Origin of the sequence: Cytobacillus purgationiresistens (assembly GCF_030813235.1) — a bacterium.
Classification (GTDB): domain Bacteria; phylum Bacillota; class Bacilli; order Bacillales; family Cytobacillaceae; genus Cytobacillus; species Cytobacillus purgationiresistens.
In genome coordinates this window covers 1-17,953 of the sequence record NZ_JAUSUB010000012.1, presented here as the reverse complement: position 1 = coordinate 17,953, position 17,953 = coordinate 1, and the positions used below count along the sequence as shown (strand labels likewise).

The following is a 17,953-nucleotide window of genomic DNA, read 5'->3' as shown; positions in this document are numbered from 1 at the left end:
GAATTTGGCAAAAGATCACACTTTATTATTTTAAAAAGGTTTTCTTAATAAATGCTAATGATTCTTTAAGTTCTATATCAAGTTGCAGTTCAGTCGAACCATTTGAAAGATCACGCCATACCTTTATATCCTGCCCCACTTGACCTCCAGTTTTTACGAACGGCTCCATTACTACAAATTGATCGTAGTTTATATCTTGTAAGGCACAGGCTATTTCTGTCCATGGTAAATGTCCTTTTCCGGGCACTTTTCTATTGGCTTCGCCGATATGCAAATGACCGAGGTGTTTGCCTGTAAATCGAATTGCATCTGCAATATTATCTTCTTCTATATTCATATGAAAGGTATCAAGCATTACTTTAACATTATCTTTATTCACTTCTTCCACGTAATCAACCGCTTCTTTGGCATCGTTTAACAGGAATTGTTCGAATCGATTTAAAGTTTCAATTAGAAGAGTGATACCATACTGTGCCGCATAATCGGCCAACGTACGAATGCTATTAATACTGTGCTTTCTTGCATTTTCCTTATCGATTGCAACGCTAAAGTCTACTGGCCAATATGAGTATATTGTACCTCCAATATGACGTATGCCAGTTTTGTTCAGGGCATCTAAAACGTGTTTCATGAATTGTATTCCTGCTTCTCGTGTTGCGTGATCGCTTGAAGATACATCAAATTTTTTCGGAATCCCTATACCCGCCGTAAGAATAATATTGTGTTCTTCTGCCAGGTTCTTCAAATTTTCAAGTTGCTGATCACTTTGATTAACCAGACCAAGAGCTGCAACTTCCAATATATCAAATCCCAAGTTTTTAACTTTTAATATGTATCTTTCGAAATCAGCTTCCCAGCTATCTTCCCAATAAGCAAAGTAAACGCCATATTTCATACTTGTCCTCCATAGTATTTATTTGTAAAAATTTATAATGTTATTATATAGTGACATTGCTAAATAATAACTTAATGGTATAATCATAAATAAACTGACAACTTTTAGTCAAGTCAGAATATTAAAATTTACTATTAATCAAATATTTATTGAGGTGAAACATATGACAACACAGCTCGACAAATCTGTTCCTATTCCGTTATATTTTCAATTAAAAGAGCTGATTCTGAAAGAAATTAAAGATGAGACTTATAAAACAGGTGATGCTATTCCTACTGAAAAAGAATTAAGTGATATCTATGGAATTAGCCGGACTACCGTAAGACAAGCGATTACTGAGCTAGTACAGGAAGACTGGTTGTATAGAGTTAAGAGCAAGGGAACTTTTGTGAAAGCTCCTAAAATTGAACAAAGTTTCATTCAAGCTTTGGGTTCATTTAATGACCAAATTCGTGATCTTGGGATGACCCCAAGCACTGAACTGCTGGATTTTAAGGTGATTGATGCGCCTGAACATGTAGCACAGCATCTAAAATTAGAACAGAAAAAAGTGATTTATATTCACAGAAGAAGGTTTGCTGACAAAGAACCTATCGTAATGGTGAAAACTTACTTACCATTTGATAAATGTAATTTTGTCCTTGGTAAAGATTTTGAGAAGGACTCTTTATATCCAATTTTAAGCACCTCAGAAGATACTAGAATACTTAAAATACGACGTTTTATTGAGGCGGTTGATGCAGATGACTATGATATAGAAAACTTAAAGCTCCAAAAAGCGAAAGCTATTCAGCAATTTATTTCAATTGGATATAACAAGTACGATGTACCGATCGAATATTCTTTAGCTCGCTACCGAGGAGATAAAAATAGGTTTGAAATTGTAATCACTGCATCTAAATAGAAAATCTTATCCAAGGGGGAATAGTCATTGTCAAAGTACATTTTAGCTCATGATCTAGGCACTTCGGGAAATAAAGCTACTTTATTTTCCGTTTTAGGAGAGATGATAGGGAGTAGCGTTACTCCCTATGATACTCACTACTTCAATGAAAAGTGGGTGGAGCAAAGCCCTAATGACTGGTGGGATGCCGTTTGCAATTCTACCAAACAATTAATAAACGAGTATAGTATTGAACCTGAAGAGATCTCTGTTGTAAGTTTTAGCGGTCAAATGATGGGTTGCTTATGTGTAGATATAAACGGGGAACCTTTAAGGAATTCTATCATTTGGGCAGACCAGCGAGCACAAAAACAAGTAAAAGATCTTGAGCAATACCTGACACAGGAGGAGTTTTATCAGATTGTTGGTCATAGAAATACTGCATCTTACGGCATACAAAAACTAATGTGGATTCGCGATAATGAACCAGATATATATGCAGAGACCTATAAGGTCCTAAATGCAAAAGATTATATCGTGTTGAAGTTAACCAACAATTATTATACGGATTATTCTGATGGAAACGGTATGGGATGTTTTGATTTAGTAAAACTAGAATGGTCTGAGAAAATAATTGAATACAGTAAAATTGATCCGAATAAGCTTCCTAATTTAAAGCCTTCTACCTTTATAGCAGGTAAGGTAACAGCGGAAGCCTCTAAATTATCAGGACTTGCTATTGGAACGCCTGTCGTTATAGGAGCTGGTGATGGAGTTACCGCTAATATAGGCGCCGGATCGATTAGTGAAGGGAAAACATATTGTTCACTTGGTACTTCTGCGTGGATTACGACGACTTCGAAGCAGCCTGTATTTGATCCAGATATGCGAATTGTTACCTGGGCCCATGCAATTCCGGGTTATTATGCACCCAATGGTACGATGCAATATGCTGGTGGAGCGTTTAATTGGATGAAAGAAACAATATGCACATCCGAGGAGTTGAAAGCAGCAGAATCTGAATCTTCTGTCTATGATTATATTAATAAGCAGATAGTGGAGGCTGTTCCAGGTTCTAATGGCTTAATCTTTTTACCTTATCTTCTTGGAGAACGTGCACCTAGGTGGGACTCCGTATCAAAGGGAGCTTATATTGGAATTAAATCCGAAACGACTCGAGGCGATATGTTGCGGAGTGTTTTGGAAGGGGTTACATACAATTTGGCTATCATATTAGATATTTTAAGAAAACACATCGATATTGAAGAAATGATCGTTATCGGTGGAGGCGCCAAAAGTGAGGTGTGGCGGCAAATCATGGCTGATGTTTTCGGTTTGACAATCAAAGTTCCGAATTTACTAGATGAGGCAGGATCGATGGGGGCAGCAATTATAGGCGGTGTAGGAGTAGGATTATATGATGATTTCGATGTAATTAATCAATTTATTACAATTAACGGAACTCAATCACATAATCGAGAAAATGAGGAAATCTATAACTGCGCTAAACAACAATTCGATGATTTTTATTTTTCATTAAGAGAAGTTTTTGAAAAGCAAAGCATCAAGACGGAGCAGCAAAATATAAGGAAGTATTATGAAGAAATCAAAATATCAAAATTAAGCGGAGGAGAAGTTATATGAATATGTTGGAAAAGATGTTTTCTTTAAAGGGTAAAGTCATATTGATTACTGGAGGAGCAAGAGGTATAGGTCGAGAAGTAGCAAACCATGTTGCTGCAGTTGGAGCAGATATAGTTATCTTTGATAAACAAGGAGACAAAGCTGCTGTAGCTGCGAAAGAATTGAGAGAAAAGTATAACTGTCGCGCAATCTCTTATGAAGTGGATGTTACGGACTATCAGTCATTGTCAGAAAGTTTTCACAATGCAGTTAAAGAAATAGGTCAGCTTGATCTTCTATTCAATAATGCTGGGATAGTCATTCAAAAGCCAGTGATTGAAGCGACACCCGATGAATGGCTTAAAGTAATCGATGTGAATTTAAATGGGGTGTATTATACAGCCCAAATATTTGGAAAATATCTGATTGAAAACAACATAAGAGGTTCTATTGTCAACACGGCCTCGATGTCGGGAATCATCGTGAATTATCCTCAGTTGCAAGCATCATATAATGCTTCGAAAGCAGCTGTAGCTCAACTTACAAAATCCTTGGCAGTTGAATGGGCTGAGTATGGAATTCGTGTAAATAGCATAAGCCCAGGGTATATCTTTACTGAATTAACATCTTTCGTTAGAGAAGACTGGAGGGAAAAGTGGGCAGAGCTAACTCCAATGAAACGATTAGGCAAACCAGAGGAATTGCCTGGTGCAGTGATATATCTGTTATCAGAGTCCGCTTCCTTTGTAACAGGCTCAGATCTAGTAATAGACGGCGGATTTACTAGTGTTTAACTATTGGTATTAAATTCTATTATTTTAAAAATCACAGAATTATTAAATATATTCTTGTAAACGCTAACAAAGGGATGTATAGTATAAGTATATTTCAACATTGTATTGTAGTAACATTACAACAATGCAATAAAATTATCCAAGGGGGATGAGGTTATGAAGAAAAAACAATATATTTTAGCCATTACACTGCTATTGATGATGCTGGTCGCAGTTGGCTGTAGTTCAGGCGGTGCAAGCGGGGATGAGAAATTAAAGATAGGCTTTGCTATTAAAACTCAGGATTCGCCTTACTTTGTATCTTTAGTAGAAGCTGTTGAGGAATATGCAAAAGACGAAGGCTGGGAGGTTACAGTTTTAGATGCAAATGGCGATACTACAAAGGAAATAGCAAATATGGAAACATTTATTGCCCAAGGGAAGGATTTAATTTTTTTAGATGCAGTTGAACCAGATGCTGTAATTCCTAGTATAAATAAAGCTGCAGAAGCGGGCATCGGCGTGATCAACTTGGATAGTGGGGTTGGAGAGGGCGCAAATAATATTACAACTATATACTCTGACAATAAACAGAATGGTCGACTAGTAGGATTAGAGTATGCAAATAAAATGGGGGAGGAAGAGATTGTTTCAATTGTCTTAAGTGGAGCCAAAGGTAACGTTGCTGGCACTGAGCGCCGAACGGGCTTATTTGCAGGAATTTTAGAGGGAAGATTGGGAGTTTCTGAAGAAGAGGCTTGGGGGTTAGCTGATGATTTTGATTCTCAATTGTTGTCTCAAGGTAAGGCAGTTAATGAGGAAGCCAATTTTTCTGTAGTTGGACAAGGTTGGGGTAATTGGACGGCAGAAGAGGGATTGAAGGCGGCTGAAGACCTGATTACGGCCAACTCTAATTTGACCACCGTACTAGGTGAGAATGATCAAATGTTATTCGGTGCAATGACCGCTCTCAAAAACGCCAACATTGAAAATGTAGAAGTGGTTGCAGCCGCTGACGGTGCAATTGAAGCATACGATCTAATTAAAGAAGGGAAATACTTCGCTACTGGAGAGAACAGTCCCTTTAAAGTGGCTAAGCTGGGAGTGCAAATTGCCAAAGAAATTTTAGTTGAAGGAAAAGATCCGGATAGTTATGAGGATATCACGTTAACAGAGCCTGCTGCTGTTACAAAAGAAAATGTAGATGAGTATTATAAACATGGATTCTAAGTATTGTCCATTTGATCTTGAAGTTTTAATGTAGTGTTAATTTTATATAATCCTCCTAATGAAATAGGAGGATTTCTTCTGATAACACTAGATTAGAAAGGAGAATGATTATTGTGTCTTCAAATTACATTATTGAAATGAACCATATATCCAAGCATTTTGGCGGAGTTAAAGCATTAAAAGATGTTCAGCTAAATGTTGCTCGGGGTGAAATTCATGCGCTTATTGGAGAAAATGGAGCAGGAAAGTCGACTTTAATGAAAATTCTAGCCGGTGCTTACACGAAGGATGAAGGGACCATTTTGATTGATGGAAAAGAAGCGACTGTCTCTACACCTAAAGCCATGATAGATATGGGCGTTTCCGTCATTTATCAGGAGTTTATGCTGGCACCAGATTTAACTGTTGCAGAAAATATATTCATAGATAAACTTAGTCATTCCAGCTTATTTATTAACTGGAAAGATCTAAAGAAAAGAGCAAAAAATCAACTTGAAAAAATTGGTTTTGGACATATTGATCCAAACACAAAAGTAGGGACTCTAAGCGTAGCATACCAGCAAATCGTTGAGATCTGTAAATGTCTTGCAAAAGATTCAAAAGTACTGGTTTTTGATGAACCTACAGCTGTACTTACTCATTCTGAAACCGAAAAACTGTTGAAGTTAATCAAGAAATTAAAAGATGATGGTGTCACTATTGTCTACATTTCTCACCGTCTTGAGGAGCTTTTTAAAATCAGTGATAAAATTACCGTTTTAAAAGATGGAGACTATGTTAGCACGGTGAAAACGAATGAAATATCCAAGGAACAATTAGTAACGATGATGGTGGGCAGAGAAATAGAGCAATTGTTCCCCGATAGAAAGGCTGTTTTTGGAGAAGAAATGCTGCAAGTTAATAATCTACATACGAAAGATGTTGAGAATGTTTCTTTTCATTTAAGAAAAGGGGAAGTACTTGGATTTAGCGGGTTGGTTGGCTCAGGCAGAACAGAGACTATGAGAGCTATCTTTGGGGTAGACCGCAAGCAGTCAGGTGATGTAATTTATTGCGGGGAAAAAGTGAGTATAAAGAATCCAAAAGCAGCAATTAAATTAGGGTTTGGATTTCTTCCTGAAGATCGGAAGAAACAAGGATTATTGCTAGAGCAGTCGATTCGTATCAATACAACGCTCGTTTCTCTTAAAAAAAATGGATATATCAATCATGCAAACGAAAAGACCTTTGTACAATCATTATTGGCTCAAATTGCAACAAAATACGGCTCTACAGAGGATAATGTTAACAGTTTGAGTGGAGGCAATCAGCAGAAAGTCGCACTAGCAAAATGGTTGGCAATTGATTGTAAACTGGTCATATTAGATGAGCCGACTCGAGGTGTAGATGTCGGTGCAAAAACGGAGATTTACAAAATAATTAATAGGTTAGCAGAGAATGGAATTGGCGTAATAATCATCTCCTCAGAAATGTCTGAAATTATTGGCATGTGCGATCGGGCGATTGTAATGAGAGAAGGCGTGGTTACTGGAGAGCTATCCAAAAATGAGCTAACTGAAAATAATTTGATTAAATTGGCTATGGGGGTTTAAACCATGTTAGCGGCGAGCAAAAAATTTAACCTTAAAGAATTTGTTATTAATAATAACACGTTTATTATATTAGTTTTGCTAGTAATCGTCAGTTCAATTCTTTCAGATAATTTTCTTACAACGATGAATCTGAGAAACATTGCACTCCAACAAGCTGGTCCCATTTTAGTTGCAATTGGTTTGCTTTACGTCATATTGGCTGGAGGCATTGATCTATCAGTTGGTTCTGTTATGGCTGTGGGGGCAACCTTATCAGCGATTTTGATAACTGATATTGGATTGCATTTTACAACAGCTATTGGATTAACAGTAGTGGTTGGAATGTTATTTGGATTGTTTACAGGGGTATTAGTTGCTTACACAGGTATACAAGGATTTGTAGCTTCTCTCGCTACGATGACAATTGCTCGAGGAGTTGCGTTTGTTATCACTGATGGGAGACCTGTAAAAGTTGAATCTGGCACGCTTGACTTGCTAGTTAGCAAAGATTTATTTTTTCCAATCATCATAATTACAGTGGCACTTATTATTCTTTTCGCATCCATTCAAAAATATACGGGATATGGGCGGAAGGTAGTTGCAATCGGGAGTAATGAAACAGCTGTTCAGTTAGCGGGGGTTAGAACCAAACAGTATATAATGTCTACTTATGCATTGTCTGCTTCACTCGCTGCATTAGCAGGTGTATTTATTGCTGCTAGGTCTTCAACTGGGAGTGCTACTGTTGGAACTGGACAAGAGTTGGATGCGATTGCGGCAGTTGTTATTGGGGGAGCAAGTCTTATGGGCGGTAGAGGATTTGTGCTCAATACAGTAGCAGGAGCATTAATATTAGGGCTTATTGGCAACATCATGAATTTGATGGCAGTTCCTTCATATCCACAGGATATCATTAAAGGTGTCATTATTATTGCAGCAGTTCTGCTTCAAATTGCTACTAGTAAAAAGGAAAGAACAATTTAAATTCAATTACTATATTGGAGTGTTAATATGAAAACTTTAGTTATTACGCCAGAAGGAGAACTAGAGGTTATTGAAGTTGAAAAACCAACTATTAATGCCAAGCAAGCTCTTGTTAAAACAGTCAGTAGCGGGATTTGTGGAACGGATGCAACGATTATTAAAAAATCCTTTAAAGGAGTTGATGATTCAAGCTATCCCCTCATGTTGGGTCATGAAGGTGTTGGTGAGGTTATAGAAATTGGTGCAGAAGTTAAAAGCTACCAGGTAGGAGATATAGTTGTTCTCTCATTTGCCCCTGAAGTTATGAGCGGAAGTCAGAAAATTCATTCGGTATGGGGTTCTTTTAGTGAATATGGGGTTGTCGAGGATATCATTGCATATGAAGCTGAAGAAGTACCTGAAGTAGCTTATGCACAAGCCGTTCTTCCTCCATTTATAAAGAAAGAGGAAGCGCCTGTAATTGTGACATTGCGCGAAGTTTTGAGTACCATTTTATACTTCAATATTAAACCGCTCGATTCAGTTGTGGTATATGGCAGCGGGCCAGTAGCGACTACCTTTGTTAAACTTTTAAGGCTTTTAGGGGTTCAAGACATAGTTGCAGTAGTCAGAAGCGAGGCTAAGCAAAAGCTATTATTAGAATATGGCGCCTCAAAAGCCATCAATAGCAGTACTGAAGACGTTAAGAAAGAGGTTTATAAACAGTTTTCAGAGGGAGTTTCATATGTACTAGATGCAGTTGGATCTGAAGAAGTAATTAATGAGGCCATGGCATTGCTGAAAGACCGGGGTGAAATTCTCTGCTATGGTGTGCCAAAGGTTAATAAGATGGTATTAGACTGGTCCTCCTCCGCTTATAACTGGAAATTGAATTTCCAACAGATGCCATCTAAAAAAGAAGAAGGAGAGTGTCATAATCAAATTATTAGCTGGATTAAAGAAGGCAAGCTGAGCTTAGAAAGCTTTATTTCAGACTATTATTCTTTCAATGATATCACTGCCGCTTTTAAAGATTATTTAGAAGGTAAAACAATGAAAAAGGTAATCATTACATACAATTGATCCAAGGAGGAAAAAGAGCATGAAAATGATTCAAGCTGTCATGACTAACCCAGGAATAATAAATTTTAATGAAGTTGAAGTGCCGGAAGTGAAAAAACATGAAATTAAAATAAAAGTTAAAAACATCGGAGTATGCGGCTCTGATATTCATGTCAATCATGGCAAACATCCCTACACCTCTTATCCGGTTGTTCAAGGCCATGAAATTTCGGGTAAAGTAACTGAGGTGGGGGCAGAAGTAGACCATATTCAAGTTGGGGATAAGGTAACCATTCAACCTCAAGTGGTCTGTGGAGAATGTTACCTTTGCAAGAATGGAATGTATCACGTTTGTGAAAACCTGAAAGTAATGGGGTTTCAAACTACAGGTATGGCAAGTGAGTTTTTCGTAGTCGATGCCAATAAAGCTACTATTCTCCCGGAAGGAATGACTTGGGAAGAAGGAGCTATGGTTGAACCACTAGCAGTTGCTATACATGCTGTACAAAGAACTAATACTCTTGATAACAAAAATATTCTCGTTATTGGTGGAGGACCAATCGGTAACTTAGTAGCTCAGACTGCAAAAGCGATGGGTGCCAAAAAAGTTGTCGTGTCAGAATTAAGTGCTTCAAGGCTGGATATTGCTGAGAAGTGTGGACTTAAAACGATTAATAGCAACGAGGAAAGTTTAACTGAGGGAATTAAAAGGCACTTTGGAGATGAAAAAGCAGATGTAATCTTTGAGTGTGTAGGATCTAGCTACACAGTGGCTAAGTCCATCGAAATAGCGCGAAAAGGAAGCACGATTGTCATGGTCGGGGTCGTATCAGATTTGACAGAAGTAAATATGGGGTTTGTTCAAGATCATGAGCTAACACTATTGGGAAGTGCAATGTATCAATCTAATGACTTTGATAAGGCGGTTGAATTAATTAAAAATAAGAAAATTGAATTGAATAGGTTGATTACAAATCGTGTTGAATTCACAAATTATTTAGATGCTTATTCGATTATTGATAATCAAAAGGATAAAGTCATGAAAGTGATGATTGAAATGATATAAAAGCAGGTGAAAATATGAAATTCTATTTTTACGATTCAGCTAGCGATACAGATCAGGGTGCAGCTAAAAGCTTTATTAAGATGACAAACGGTATTGCAACTCCAAAAATTGGTCTAGCAACTGGCAATACGCCTGTTGGATTATACCAATGCTTAGTGCAAGCATATAATCAAAAGAAAATTTCTTTCAAGACTTTTCTAACCTATAACTTAGATGAGTATGTAGGGCTGACAAAGGATCATCCTCAAAGCTTTGCATACTTTATGAATGAACACCTCTTTAATGGAGTAGATATCCTTGAAGGAAATATCCATATTCCACAAGGAAATGTAGAATCGCCTCATGTCGAAGCTGCCAAGTATGAGAAATTGCTGGAAGACGCAGGGGCATTGGATGTTCAAATTTTAAGTATCGGTTTAAATGGACATATCGGATTTAATGAACCAGGTGAGAAGTTGCATAGCAAAACCCATGTAATTGAATTAACAGAGGATACGAGAAGGGTGAATTCAAAAAGCTTCCCATCTTTTGAAGAAGTACCCCTTTCTGCAATTACACTAGGATTAGGTACAATCATGAAGGCGAAAAAAATATTATTTATAGCAAAAGGTTTTGAAAAAGCTGATATTATTCAACAAGCATTTGAAGGTCCATTGACAACAGATGTTCCAGGGTCCTTATTACAATTACATCCAAATATTGAGGTGCATCTTGATAAAGAAGCAGCTTCAAAGCTTGCTAGAATTTAATATGTCATAACATAGTAATGTAATGACTAAATAAAAATAATCAAGGTGGGTTGTTATGATTAATAAAATATTGATCACCCCTAAATCGTTTCAAAATTTTAAACAAGAGCCAATAGAATTACTGAATCAAAAGGGATATGAAGTGATTGAAAACACAACAGGTCGTACGTTAACTGAAGAGGAGATTGTTGATTACGCTCATCATGGTGTTGTAGGAATGATAGTTGGTGTAGACCCAATATCGAGTTCTGTTTTAAATTGCTGCAAGGACTTAAAAGCTATTTCTAAATATGGCGTAGGAATGGACAATATTGACCTGGAAGTTGCGAAAAAATTAAAGATTCAAGTGAAAAATACAATGGGAACCAATAATATATCAGTTGCCGAGTTGGCGATTGGTTTAATGTTCGAAAGCACAAGAAGATTGTCACAAACGATAGCAAATGTCAAAAGTAACAGCTGGAGTCGGAGCATTGGCAGTGAGCTGACTGGAAAAAAAGTTGCCGTAATTGGCGGAGGTGCAATAGGTAAAGAGGTATCCAAGAGATGCAGTGCACTAGAGATGGATGTGGCAATCTATGACCCTTTTTTTAGCGATCAGTCTTTCCTTAAAGCATACAAAGTGAGGCATTCGGAAGATTTTAATGAATTGATGAAAGAGGCAGATTTTATTACTTTGCATCTGCCAGTGACTGAACAAACAAAGCATTTAATAAATAGAGATGTTTTAAGTTTGATGAAAGAATCTGCCATCCTGATAAATACTGCTCGTGGTGAATTAATTGACGAGGATGCTTTATATAGAGCTTTAGTTAATAATGATATCGGTTTTGCTGCACAGGATGTTTATTCACATGAACCTCCAGAAAAGGGAGATAAACTTATATCATTGTCAAATTTTGTGCTTACCCCGCATATTGGTGCATTCACAAATGAAGCTGTAAGTAGAATGGCTCTTGCATCTACTAAAAACCTGCTTGAGATGCTTGAAGGTGTGGAATCGCATGCTTGATAGTGAACTCAAAATTACAACGATTTCAGGAGAGATTTCTTCTAAAGACATTGGCATCTGTCACAGCCATGAGCATCTCTTCATAAAAAGGGGGAAGCCATATGAAGTTGATCCATCTTTAGTTTTAGATGACTTCGAAAAGACAAAAGCAGAAGTTCAGCTTTTTAAAGTGGCTGGCGGTACAACGATCGTTGATGCACAACCCATTGGCTGTGGCAGAAATAGCAATTGGCTTGAGCGATTATCTTTGGAAACAGGTATTCAAATTATCGCATCTACTGGATTTCACAAGCTTGATTTTTATCAGGAACATCATTGGATTTTTGATCAAAACTACAATGAGTTATGTGCATTGTTCATTGAAGAAATAAATAATGGTATGTACTGCGATGGAGAAGAGGGCTGGCCAGAATTCAAATCCTCAGGAAGAGCAGGATTAATTAAAACAGCAGCCAATATGCAAGGGGCTGCTGGTCGCTACTTTCAACTTTTTAAGGCTGCAGCTAAAGCTTCTTATGAAACTGGAACGCCAATCATGAGCCATACTGAACTAGGGTTTAATGCACTGGAACAAATCAAGCTTTATACAGATTTAGGTTTAAAAGAGAATCAATTAATCATTTGTCACTTAGATAGAAAGATGGAGAATGAAGATTATTTACTACATGTTGCAAGCACGGGTGTATTTTTAGAACTTGATACGATTGGAAGATTTAATTATCACTCTGATGAACAAGAGGTAAAGTTAATTAAATCGTTGATAGATCATGGGTATGAAGATCAGATTTTACTAGGTTTAGACACCACTAACAAGAGAATGAAGCACTATGGAGGAAATATTGGGCTAGATCATCTTTTAAACACCTTTTTGCCCTTACTAAAAGAAAATGGTGTAAGCGATCAACAAATTAAGAAAATGATGCATAACAACCCATCATTAGCTTTCAGCAAAAAATAGTGGGAGGAAAACAAATAATGAAATTACCCGAAAAAGCGTCCGTACCAACTATGTATTTTATTGGGGTCACAACAGGAAAATCTTCCATTATGAAACTTTTCCCCGCCTGGGCTGAAGAACTAGGTATTGAAGGTGCAGTTCTAAAGGGGATTGATTTAGAGATTCATGCTCAGCCAGAAGATTACAGAAAAGTTGTAGAATTTATTAAAAATGATGAGCTATCAATGGGTGCATTAGTAACCACTCATAAAATTGACTTATATGAAGCAGCAAATGATTTGTTTGATTATCTTGATCCTTTCGCACAAATGCTCGGTGAATTATCATCTATCTCTAAAAAAGATGGCAAGTTGCAAGGGCACGCTAAGGATCCGATCTCAAGCGGACTAGCTCTTGAGAGTTTTGTTCCAAAAAACCACTGGAATAACGACAATGCCGAGTTATTTATTATTGGAGCTGGTGGAAGTGCAATTGCGATTTCCGCATATTTGCTTGATCCCAATAAGGGAGAGAACATTCCAACCAAGGTAATTATTGCAGATAAAAGTGTAAAAAGACTTGAAGAGATTGAGAGAATTATCAATAAAGTGAACCCAGCTGCAAATATTGAATATCACTTAATCTCCGACGCAGAAGAAAATGATGAATTAATGTTTAAGTTGAATCCATATTCCCTTGTTATTAATGCAACAGGTTTAGGAAAAGATCGTCCAGGATCACCGTTGACTGACAATGGTAAGTTTCCTCACAACGGAATAATATGGGAACTCAATTATCGAGGTGAACTTGATTTCAAGCACCAAGCTTTAGCTCAAATTGAAGATAAAAACCTGCTTATAGAAGATGGTTGGATTTACTTCATTCATGGCTGGACACAAGTAGTTAGTGAAGTATTTGACCTAGAAATTGTTCGAGAGAAATTTATTAGAATTGAACAGATTTCAAATCAAATGAAGTAATTTTTAGTTTACAGGAGGAGAGACCATGGCATTAAATACAGAATCAGTAGTAGCAGACTTTAATTTATTAACAGGACTATCAAAATCTAAGGAATCAACGAAGAGAAATTTATCAAGAATGAAAGGCATGTTTCATGATGATTTATCATTTGATGAACTAGTAAACTCAGAATCTGATCCACTAGTCTACGAATTTTATGAATTAGATATCCCGCAAACAGCTGGTGATATATTATTCGGTACAAGCATTGTATATCCAGGAAAAGTTGGCGGCGAATACTTTATGACTAAAGGCCATTTCCATACCATTCTTGAAACCGGTGAAGTGTATTATTGTCTAAGCGGAGACGGATATATGTTGATGGAAAACCCAGAAGGGGACTGGAAGATAGAAAAGTTTGAGCCTGGTCAAGCAGTATATGTGCCGCCTCGTTATGCACATAGAAGTATTAATATCGGAGAACAGCCTTTAGTAACTTTCTTTGCCTTTAGAGCTGATGCTGGCCATGACTATGGAACAATTGAAACAAAAGGCTATCGTAAACTAGTAATTGAAAAAGATGGTAAGCCAGAAGTAATAGACAACCCTAAATGGAAATAATCGAGAGGGGAAAATCATGAACACAAAACAAGAAATACTTACTAAAATCACAAATTCAGGATTAGTAGCTGTTGTCCGAGCTGATAGTTCTGAAAAAGCTAAACGTATAACGGAAGCCTGCCTTAACGGAGGGGTAGCTGCGATTGAAATTACCTATACTGTCCCTGGAGCAACTGATGTGATCAAGGAATTAGCAAATGAATTCAAACAAGATATTATATTAGGGGCTGGAACCATTCTCGATTCTGAAACTGCACGCATTGCCATTTTAGCGGGTGCCCAATATATAGTAAGTCCATATTTAGAGGAGAATACAGCAAGACTGTGCAATCGATATCAAGTTCCTTACATGCCTGGAATTATGACTATTGAAGGGGCTGTCAAAGCATTAGAAACAGGCGCTGATTTATTGAAGGTTTTTCCAGGAGAATTGCTCGGTCCAAAAGTTGTTACTGCAATCAAGGGACCTATTCCACAAGCCAATTTAATGCCTACAGGTGGGGTAAGCTTAGATAATGTAGAGGATTGGATTGACGCTGGAGCTGTAGCAGTTGGAGCAGGTGGAAGTTTAATTGGAAAGCCAGATGTTGATGGCTATGCTTCTATTACCGAGACTGCAAAACAATTTATTGAGAAAATTAAGGCGGCAAGATATCATTAATATGAATAAGACAAACCCGAATCGAATGGTGAATTAACATCTAGATTCGGGTTTTACCTTTTAACTTGACTTTGAAATTCACATTAAAATAGGAGGATATTATATGGACAGTATTATTTTTGATTTAGATGGAACGTTGTGGGATCCAAGCAAAACTGTAGCTAGAGCTTGGAGTGAAGCATTATCTAACCTGGAATATGCTAAGGGGGAAATAACAGAAGATGATCTTAAGCGTACGATGGGGCTTCAAATTCAACAAATAGCAGAAATCTTGTTTGATTACCTTGAAAAGGATAAACAAATGGAGGTAATAAATGAGTGTTGTCGAATTGAAAGAAGATATTTGCGTCAAGATGGAGGGGAGCTTTTTAGAGACTTAGAAAAAGTATTAGATCATCTTTCAAAAACCTATAAATTATACATCGTCAGTAATTGTCAAGATGGGTATATCGAGTCATTCTACCATTATCATAAGCTCGAAAAGCACTTTTTAGATTATGAAAATCCAGGAAGAACAGGATTATCGAAGGGTGAGAATATCAAACTGATTATAGAGCGAAATCAATTAAAATCATCAATATATGTAGGAGATACACAAGGGGATAAAGATGCAGCTGACTTTGCGGGTATTCCATTTGTCTATGCAGCTTATGGATTTGGAGAGTTAAGCGAATATGATTACAAAATCGATCAAGTTTCTGATTTGTTGGAGATTTTTTGATGCCGTTTAATTTAAAAGATTTAGTTGCTGCTTATATTCGCGTATGGAAAACATGGCATTGTAAGTTAGCGCTATTTCTTGTGAGGTGATTGTAATACATGAACATATTCAAGGATTGGACAATATTTGAAAAAATATGGCTAAGTGTATTTACACTAGTGAATGTATACTTGTTTTTTGCCTGGGGAGATTCGCTTTTAGGATTTATTTCTTCAATCACAGGTATGCTTTGTGTTGTATTAGTTGCAAAAGGTAAAATATCAAACTACTATTTTGGCATCATTCAAACTGCCACATATGCTTATATTTCTTATACTTATGGTTTATATGGCGAATCGATGTTAAATGGATTATTTTATTTGCCTATTCAATTTATTGGCATCTATTTGTGGAACAAAAATAAAACAGAGGCAAGCACAATTGGAGAAGATGTGGCAGTTAAACGTCTAAGCAGACAAGGCTGGGTTATCTTAATCATCATGTCGATTGTAGCATCAGCTGTATACGCTTATTTTCTAAACTTAATCGGTGGACAGCAAGTGCGCCTGGATTCTGTTGCGGTAGTATTGTCAATTGTAGCCCAAGTCTTAATGCTTAAACGATTTGCTGAACAATGGGTATTATGGATTGTCGTCAATATCCTTTCAATTTCCTTATGGCTAATCACTTTGCTAAAAACTGGGGGTAATGATTGGTCCATGCTAGTAATGTGGTCTGCCTTTTTAGTGAACAGTGTCTATGGGTATATCAATTGGATCAAAATGTCTAATAAGCAAAGGGGAGCAGCTAGATGAGTATAGGAAAAGTAGGTATGTATGGCGGTAAGTTTCTCCCCTTTCCGCATCTTGGCCATGTATATGCAATGATCAAAGCTTCTACGATGGTGGATGAACTGCATGTGATTGTTTCCCATGATACTAAACATGAAGAAAAGCTATGTGAGGATGGAATGATTCCTCATATTCCCTTCACTATGAGACTGAGGTGGTGGACTCAATTAACAAAAGAGCTGCCTCATGTGCAAGTGCATGAAGTGTATGAAGAACAAACAGGAGACTTTTCAGATTGGGTAAGAGGGTCGAGGGATATAAAGAAGAAAGTAGGCAAGTCAATTGATACAGTATTTAGTTCTGAGCATTCCTATCAGCCCATTTTTGATCAATTATATCCCAAAGCCAAACATATCCTAATTGATCCAGATAGAGCGGCCTATCCAATCTCCGGCACATTATTTAGAAAAGAAGGAGCAATAAAGCATTGGGACATGATTCCAAAAATAATCCAGCCATATTTTGTGAAAAAGGTAGTCGTTGTTGGGACTGAAAGCTGTGGCAAGTCTACAATAGTAAAGAACTTGGCCAACTTATTTAACACTTCATATGTAGAGGAATATGGCCGAACTTTCTATGAAAGATTAGGAGGATGCGAGCGTATCACCATTCCTGAAGATTATCCTGAAATCGCCTTTGAACATAAATACCATGAAAAAATGCAGCTTCAAAAAGCGAATAAAGTCCTATTCATAGATACAGAGGCAACAGTAACCCAGTATTTTTCTCAAGCCTATCTAGGCGAGCAGCAACCGATTCTGAATGAAATCATCAAGCTTCAAAAGTACGATTTATGGCTTTTCTTAGAACCGGATGTTAAATGGGTGAATGATGGTACACGCAGTTTCGGAGAAGATGATATAAGACAAACTAACAATCTCCTATTGAAGACACTATTGGATAATCACGGAATCGATTACGTAGCGATCAATGGAGATTATCTACAGAGACTTGAAAAGGCAATCAATCATGTGAATGAATTAATAGGTATGGAAGGATAGAAATATATACAAGGTGGATGAGAGGTAGAATATTCTTATCACCCTTTTTTGTGTGCGGAAATTTAACGGCTGATTGCGGTGATTTTTTGCTGGGAAAGAAAATTCGGCGATAAATTTGTGAATGATCGCCGATAAAGTCGAAAAGTCGCTGATATATTGAGATAATCGCTGATAAAATCTAAAAATCGCCGATATATTGTTTGGAATGTAGAAAATCAAGAATCGGAGCCCGCATATTGAGCCAAATCCCATTCTTAAAGATCTGTTTTTAGGCTAAAAATGAAAATCGCCGATAAATGGGAATGATCGCCGATAAAGTCGAAAAGTCGCTGATATATTGAGATAATCGCTGATAAAATCTAAAAATCGCCGATATATTGTTTGGAATGTAGAAA

Annotated in this window: 18 protein-coding genes; 17 read left to right on the top strand and 1 reads right to left on the bottom strand. The window is 37.1% G+C overall.

From position 1 onward, the window contains the following. Positions 1-25: 25 nt before the first annotated feature. Positions 26-895, bottom strand: coding sequence for a D-psicose 3-epimerase (locus J2S17_RS14100; RefSeq protein WP_307475888.1), 870 nt, complete (start codon positions 893-895; stop codon positions 26-28). A 163-nt stretch (positions 896-1,058) separates the two neighbouring features. On the opposite strand from J2S17_RS14100, the gene J2S17_RS14095 reads away from it, so the two are divergent. The 17 genes from J2S17_RS14095 (at position 1,059) to nadR (ending at position 17,558) form a co-directional block, all read left to right on the top strand. Beyond that, the gene (locus J2S17_RS14095) at positions 1,059-1,799 is read left to right on the top strand and encodes a GntR family transcriptional regulator (RefSeq protein WP_307475886.1); all 741 of its coding nucleotides are present in this window, start codon (positions 1,059-1,061) and stop codon (positions 1,797-1,799) included. A gap of 27 nt (positions 1,800-1,826) precedes the next feature. Next, positions 1,827-3,422 carry a xylulokinase gene (gene xylB / locus J2S17_RS14090; protein ID WP_307475884.1) on the top strand — a complete coding sequence of 532 codons (1,596 nt, stop codon included), beginning with the start codon at positions 1,827-1,829 and terminating at the stop codon, positions 3,420-3,422. Then, entirely contained in the window at positions 3,419-4,195 is a 777-nt protein-coding gene (locus J2S17_RS14085) for a glucose 1-dehydrogenase (protein WP_307475883.1), read from the top strand. Before xylB ends, J2S17_RS14085 begins: the two co-directional genes overlap by 4 nt. A gap of 156 nt (positions 4,196-4,351) precedes the next feature. Then, a complete protein-coding gene (locus J2S17_RS14080; RefSeq protein ID WP_307475881.1) occupies positions 4,352-5,404 on the top strand; it encodes a substrate-binding domain-containing protein in 1,053 nt (350 codons plus the stop codon). 113 nt (positions 5,405-5,517) lie between these two features. Next, on the top strand, positions 5,518-6,996 hold the full coding sequence (locus J2S17_RS14075; RefSeq protein WP_307475879.1) for a sugar ABC transporter ATP-binding protein: 1,479 nt from the start codon (positions 5,518-5,520) through the stop codon (positions 6,994-6,996). Between the two features lie 3 nt (positions 6,997-6,999). Next, the gene (locus J2S17_RS14070) at positions 7,000-7,959 is read left to right on the top strand and encodes an ABC transporter permease (protein WP_307475877.1); all 960 of its coding nucleotides are present in this window, start codon (positions 7,000-7,002) and stop codon (positions 7,957-7,959) included. A 27-nt stretch (positions 7,960-7,986) separates the two neighbouring features. Then, a complete protein-coding gene (locus J2S17_RS14065) occupies positions 7,987-9,021 on the top strand; it encodes a zinc-dependent alcohol dehydrogenase (RefSeq protein WP_307475875.1) in 1,035 nt (344 codons plus the stop codon). A gap of 19 nt (positions 9,022-9,040) precedes the next feature. Further along, complete coding sequence (locus tag J2S17_RS14060) at positions 9,041-10,066, top strand: zinc-dependent alcohol dehydrogenase (RefSeq protein WP_307475874.1); 1,026 nt, start codon at positions 9,041-9,043, stop codon at positions 10,064-10,066. A gap of 14 nt (positions 10,067-10,080) precedes the next feature. Beyond that, positions 10,081-10,815, top strand: coding sequence for a glucosamine-6-phosphate deaminase (nagB, locus tag J2S17_RS14055; RefSeq protein WP_307475871.1), 735 nt, complete (start codon positions 10,081-10,083; stop codon positions 10,813-10,815). 55 nt (positions 10,816-10,870) lie between these two features. Further along, positions 10,871-11,827 carry a phosphoglycerate dehydrogenase gene (locus J2S17_RS14050; protein ID WP_307475869.1) on the top strand — a complete coding sequence of 319 codons (957 nt, stop codon included), beginning with the start codon at positions 10,871-10,873 and terminating at the stop codon, positions 11,825-11,827. Continuing rightward, complete coding sequence (locus tag J2S17_RS14045; RefSeq protein ID WP_307475867.1) at positions 11,820-12,785, top strand: phosphotriesterase family protein; 966 nt, start codon at positions 11,820-11,822, stop codon at positions 12,783-12,785. Before J2S17_RS14050 ends, J2S17_RS14045 begins: the two co-directional genes overlap by 8 nt. Positions 12,786-12,802: 17 nt before the next feature. Continuing rightward, on the top strand, positions 12,803-13,744 hold the full coding sequence (locus tag J2S17_RS14040) for a shikimate dehydrogenase family protein (RefSeq protein ID WP_307475865.1): 942 nt from the start codon (positions 12,803-12,805) through the stop codon (positions 13,742-13,744). A 25-nt stretch (positions 13,745-13,769) separates the two neighbouring features. Continuing rightward, positions 13,770-14,345: a glucose-6-phosphate isomerase gene (locus tag J2S17_RS14035; protein ID WP_307475863.1), complete on the top strand. Its 576-nt coding sequence runs from the start codon at positions 13,770-13,772 to the stop codon at positions 14,343-14,345. A 16-nt stretch (positions 14,346-14,361) separates the two neighbouring features. Further along, positions 14,362-15,006, top strand: a complete 645-nt coding sequence (locus tag J2S17_RS14030; RefSeq protein ID WP_307475861.1) for a bifunctional 2-keto-4-hydroxyglutarate aldolase/2-keto-3-deoxy-6-phosphogluconate aldolase — start codon at positions 14,362-14,364, stop codon at positions 15,004-15,006. A 103-nt stretch (positions 15,007-15,109) separates the two neighbouring features. Next, entirely contained in the window at positions 15,110-15,727 is a 618-nt protein-coding gene (locus tag J2S17_RS14025; RefSeq protein WP_307475859.1) for an HAD family hydrolase, read from the top strand. A 98-nt stretch (positions 15,728-15,825) separates the two neighbouring features. Further along, positions 15,826-16,521, top strand: coding sequence for a nicotinamide riboside transporter PnuC (pnuC, locus tag J2S17_RS14020; RefSeq protein WP_307475857.1), 696 nt, complete (start codon positions 15,826-15,828; stop codon positions 16,519-16,521). Beyond that, entirely contained in the window at positions 16,518-17,558 is a 1,041-nt protein-coding gene (gene nadR / locus J2S17_RS14015; protein ID WP_307475855.1) for a multifunctional transcriptional regulator/nicotinamide-nucleotide adenylyltransferase/ribosylnicotinamide kinase NadR, read from the top strand. Before pnuC ends, nadR begins: the two co-directional genes overlap by 4 nt. The last annotated feature ends 395 nt before the right edge of the window (positions 17,559-17,953 follow it).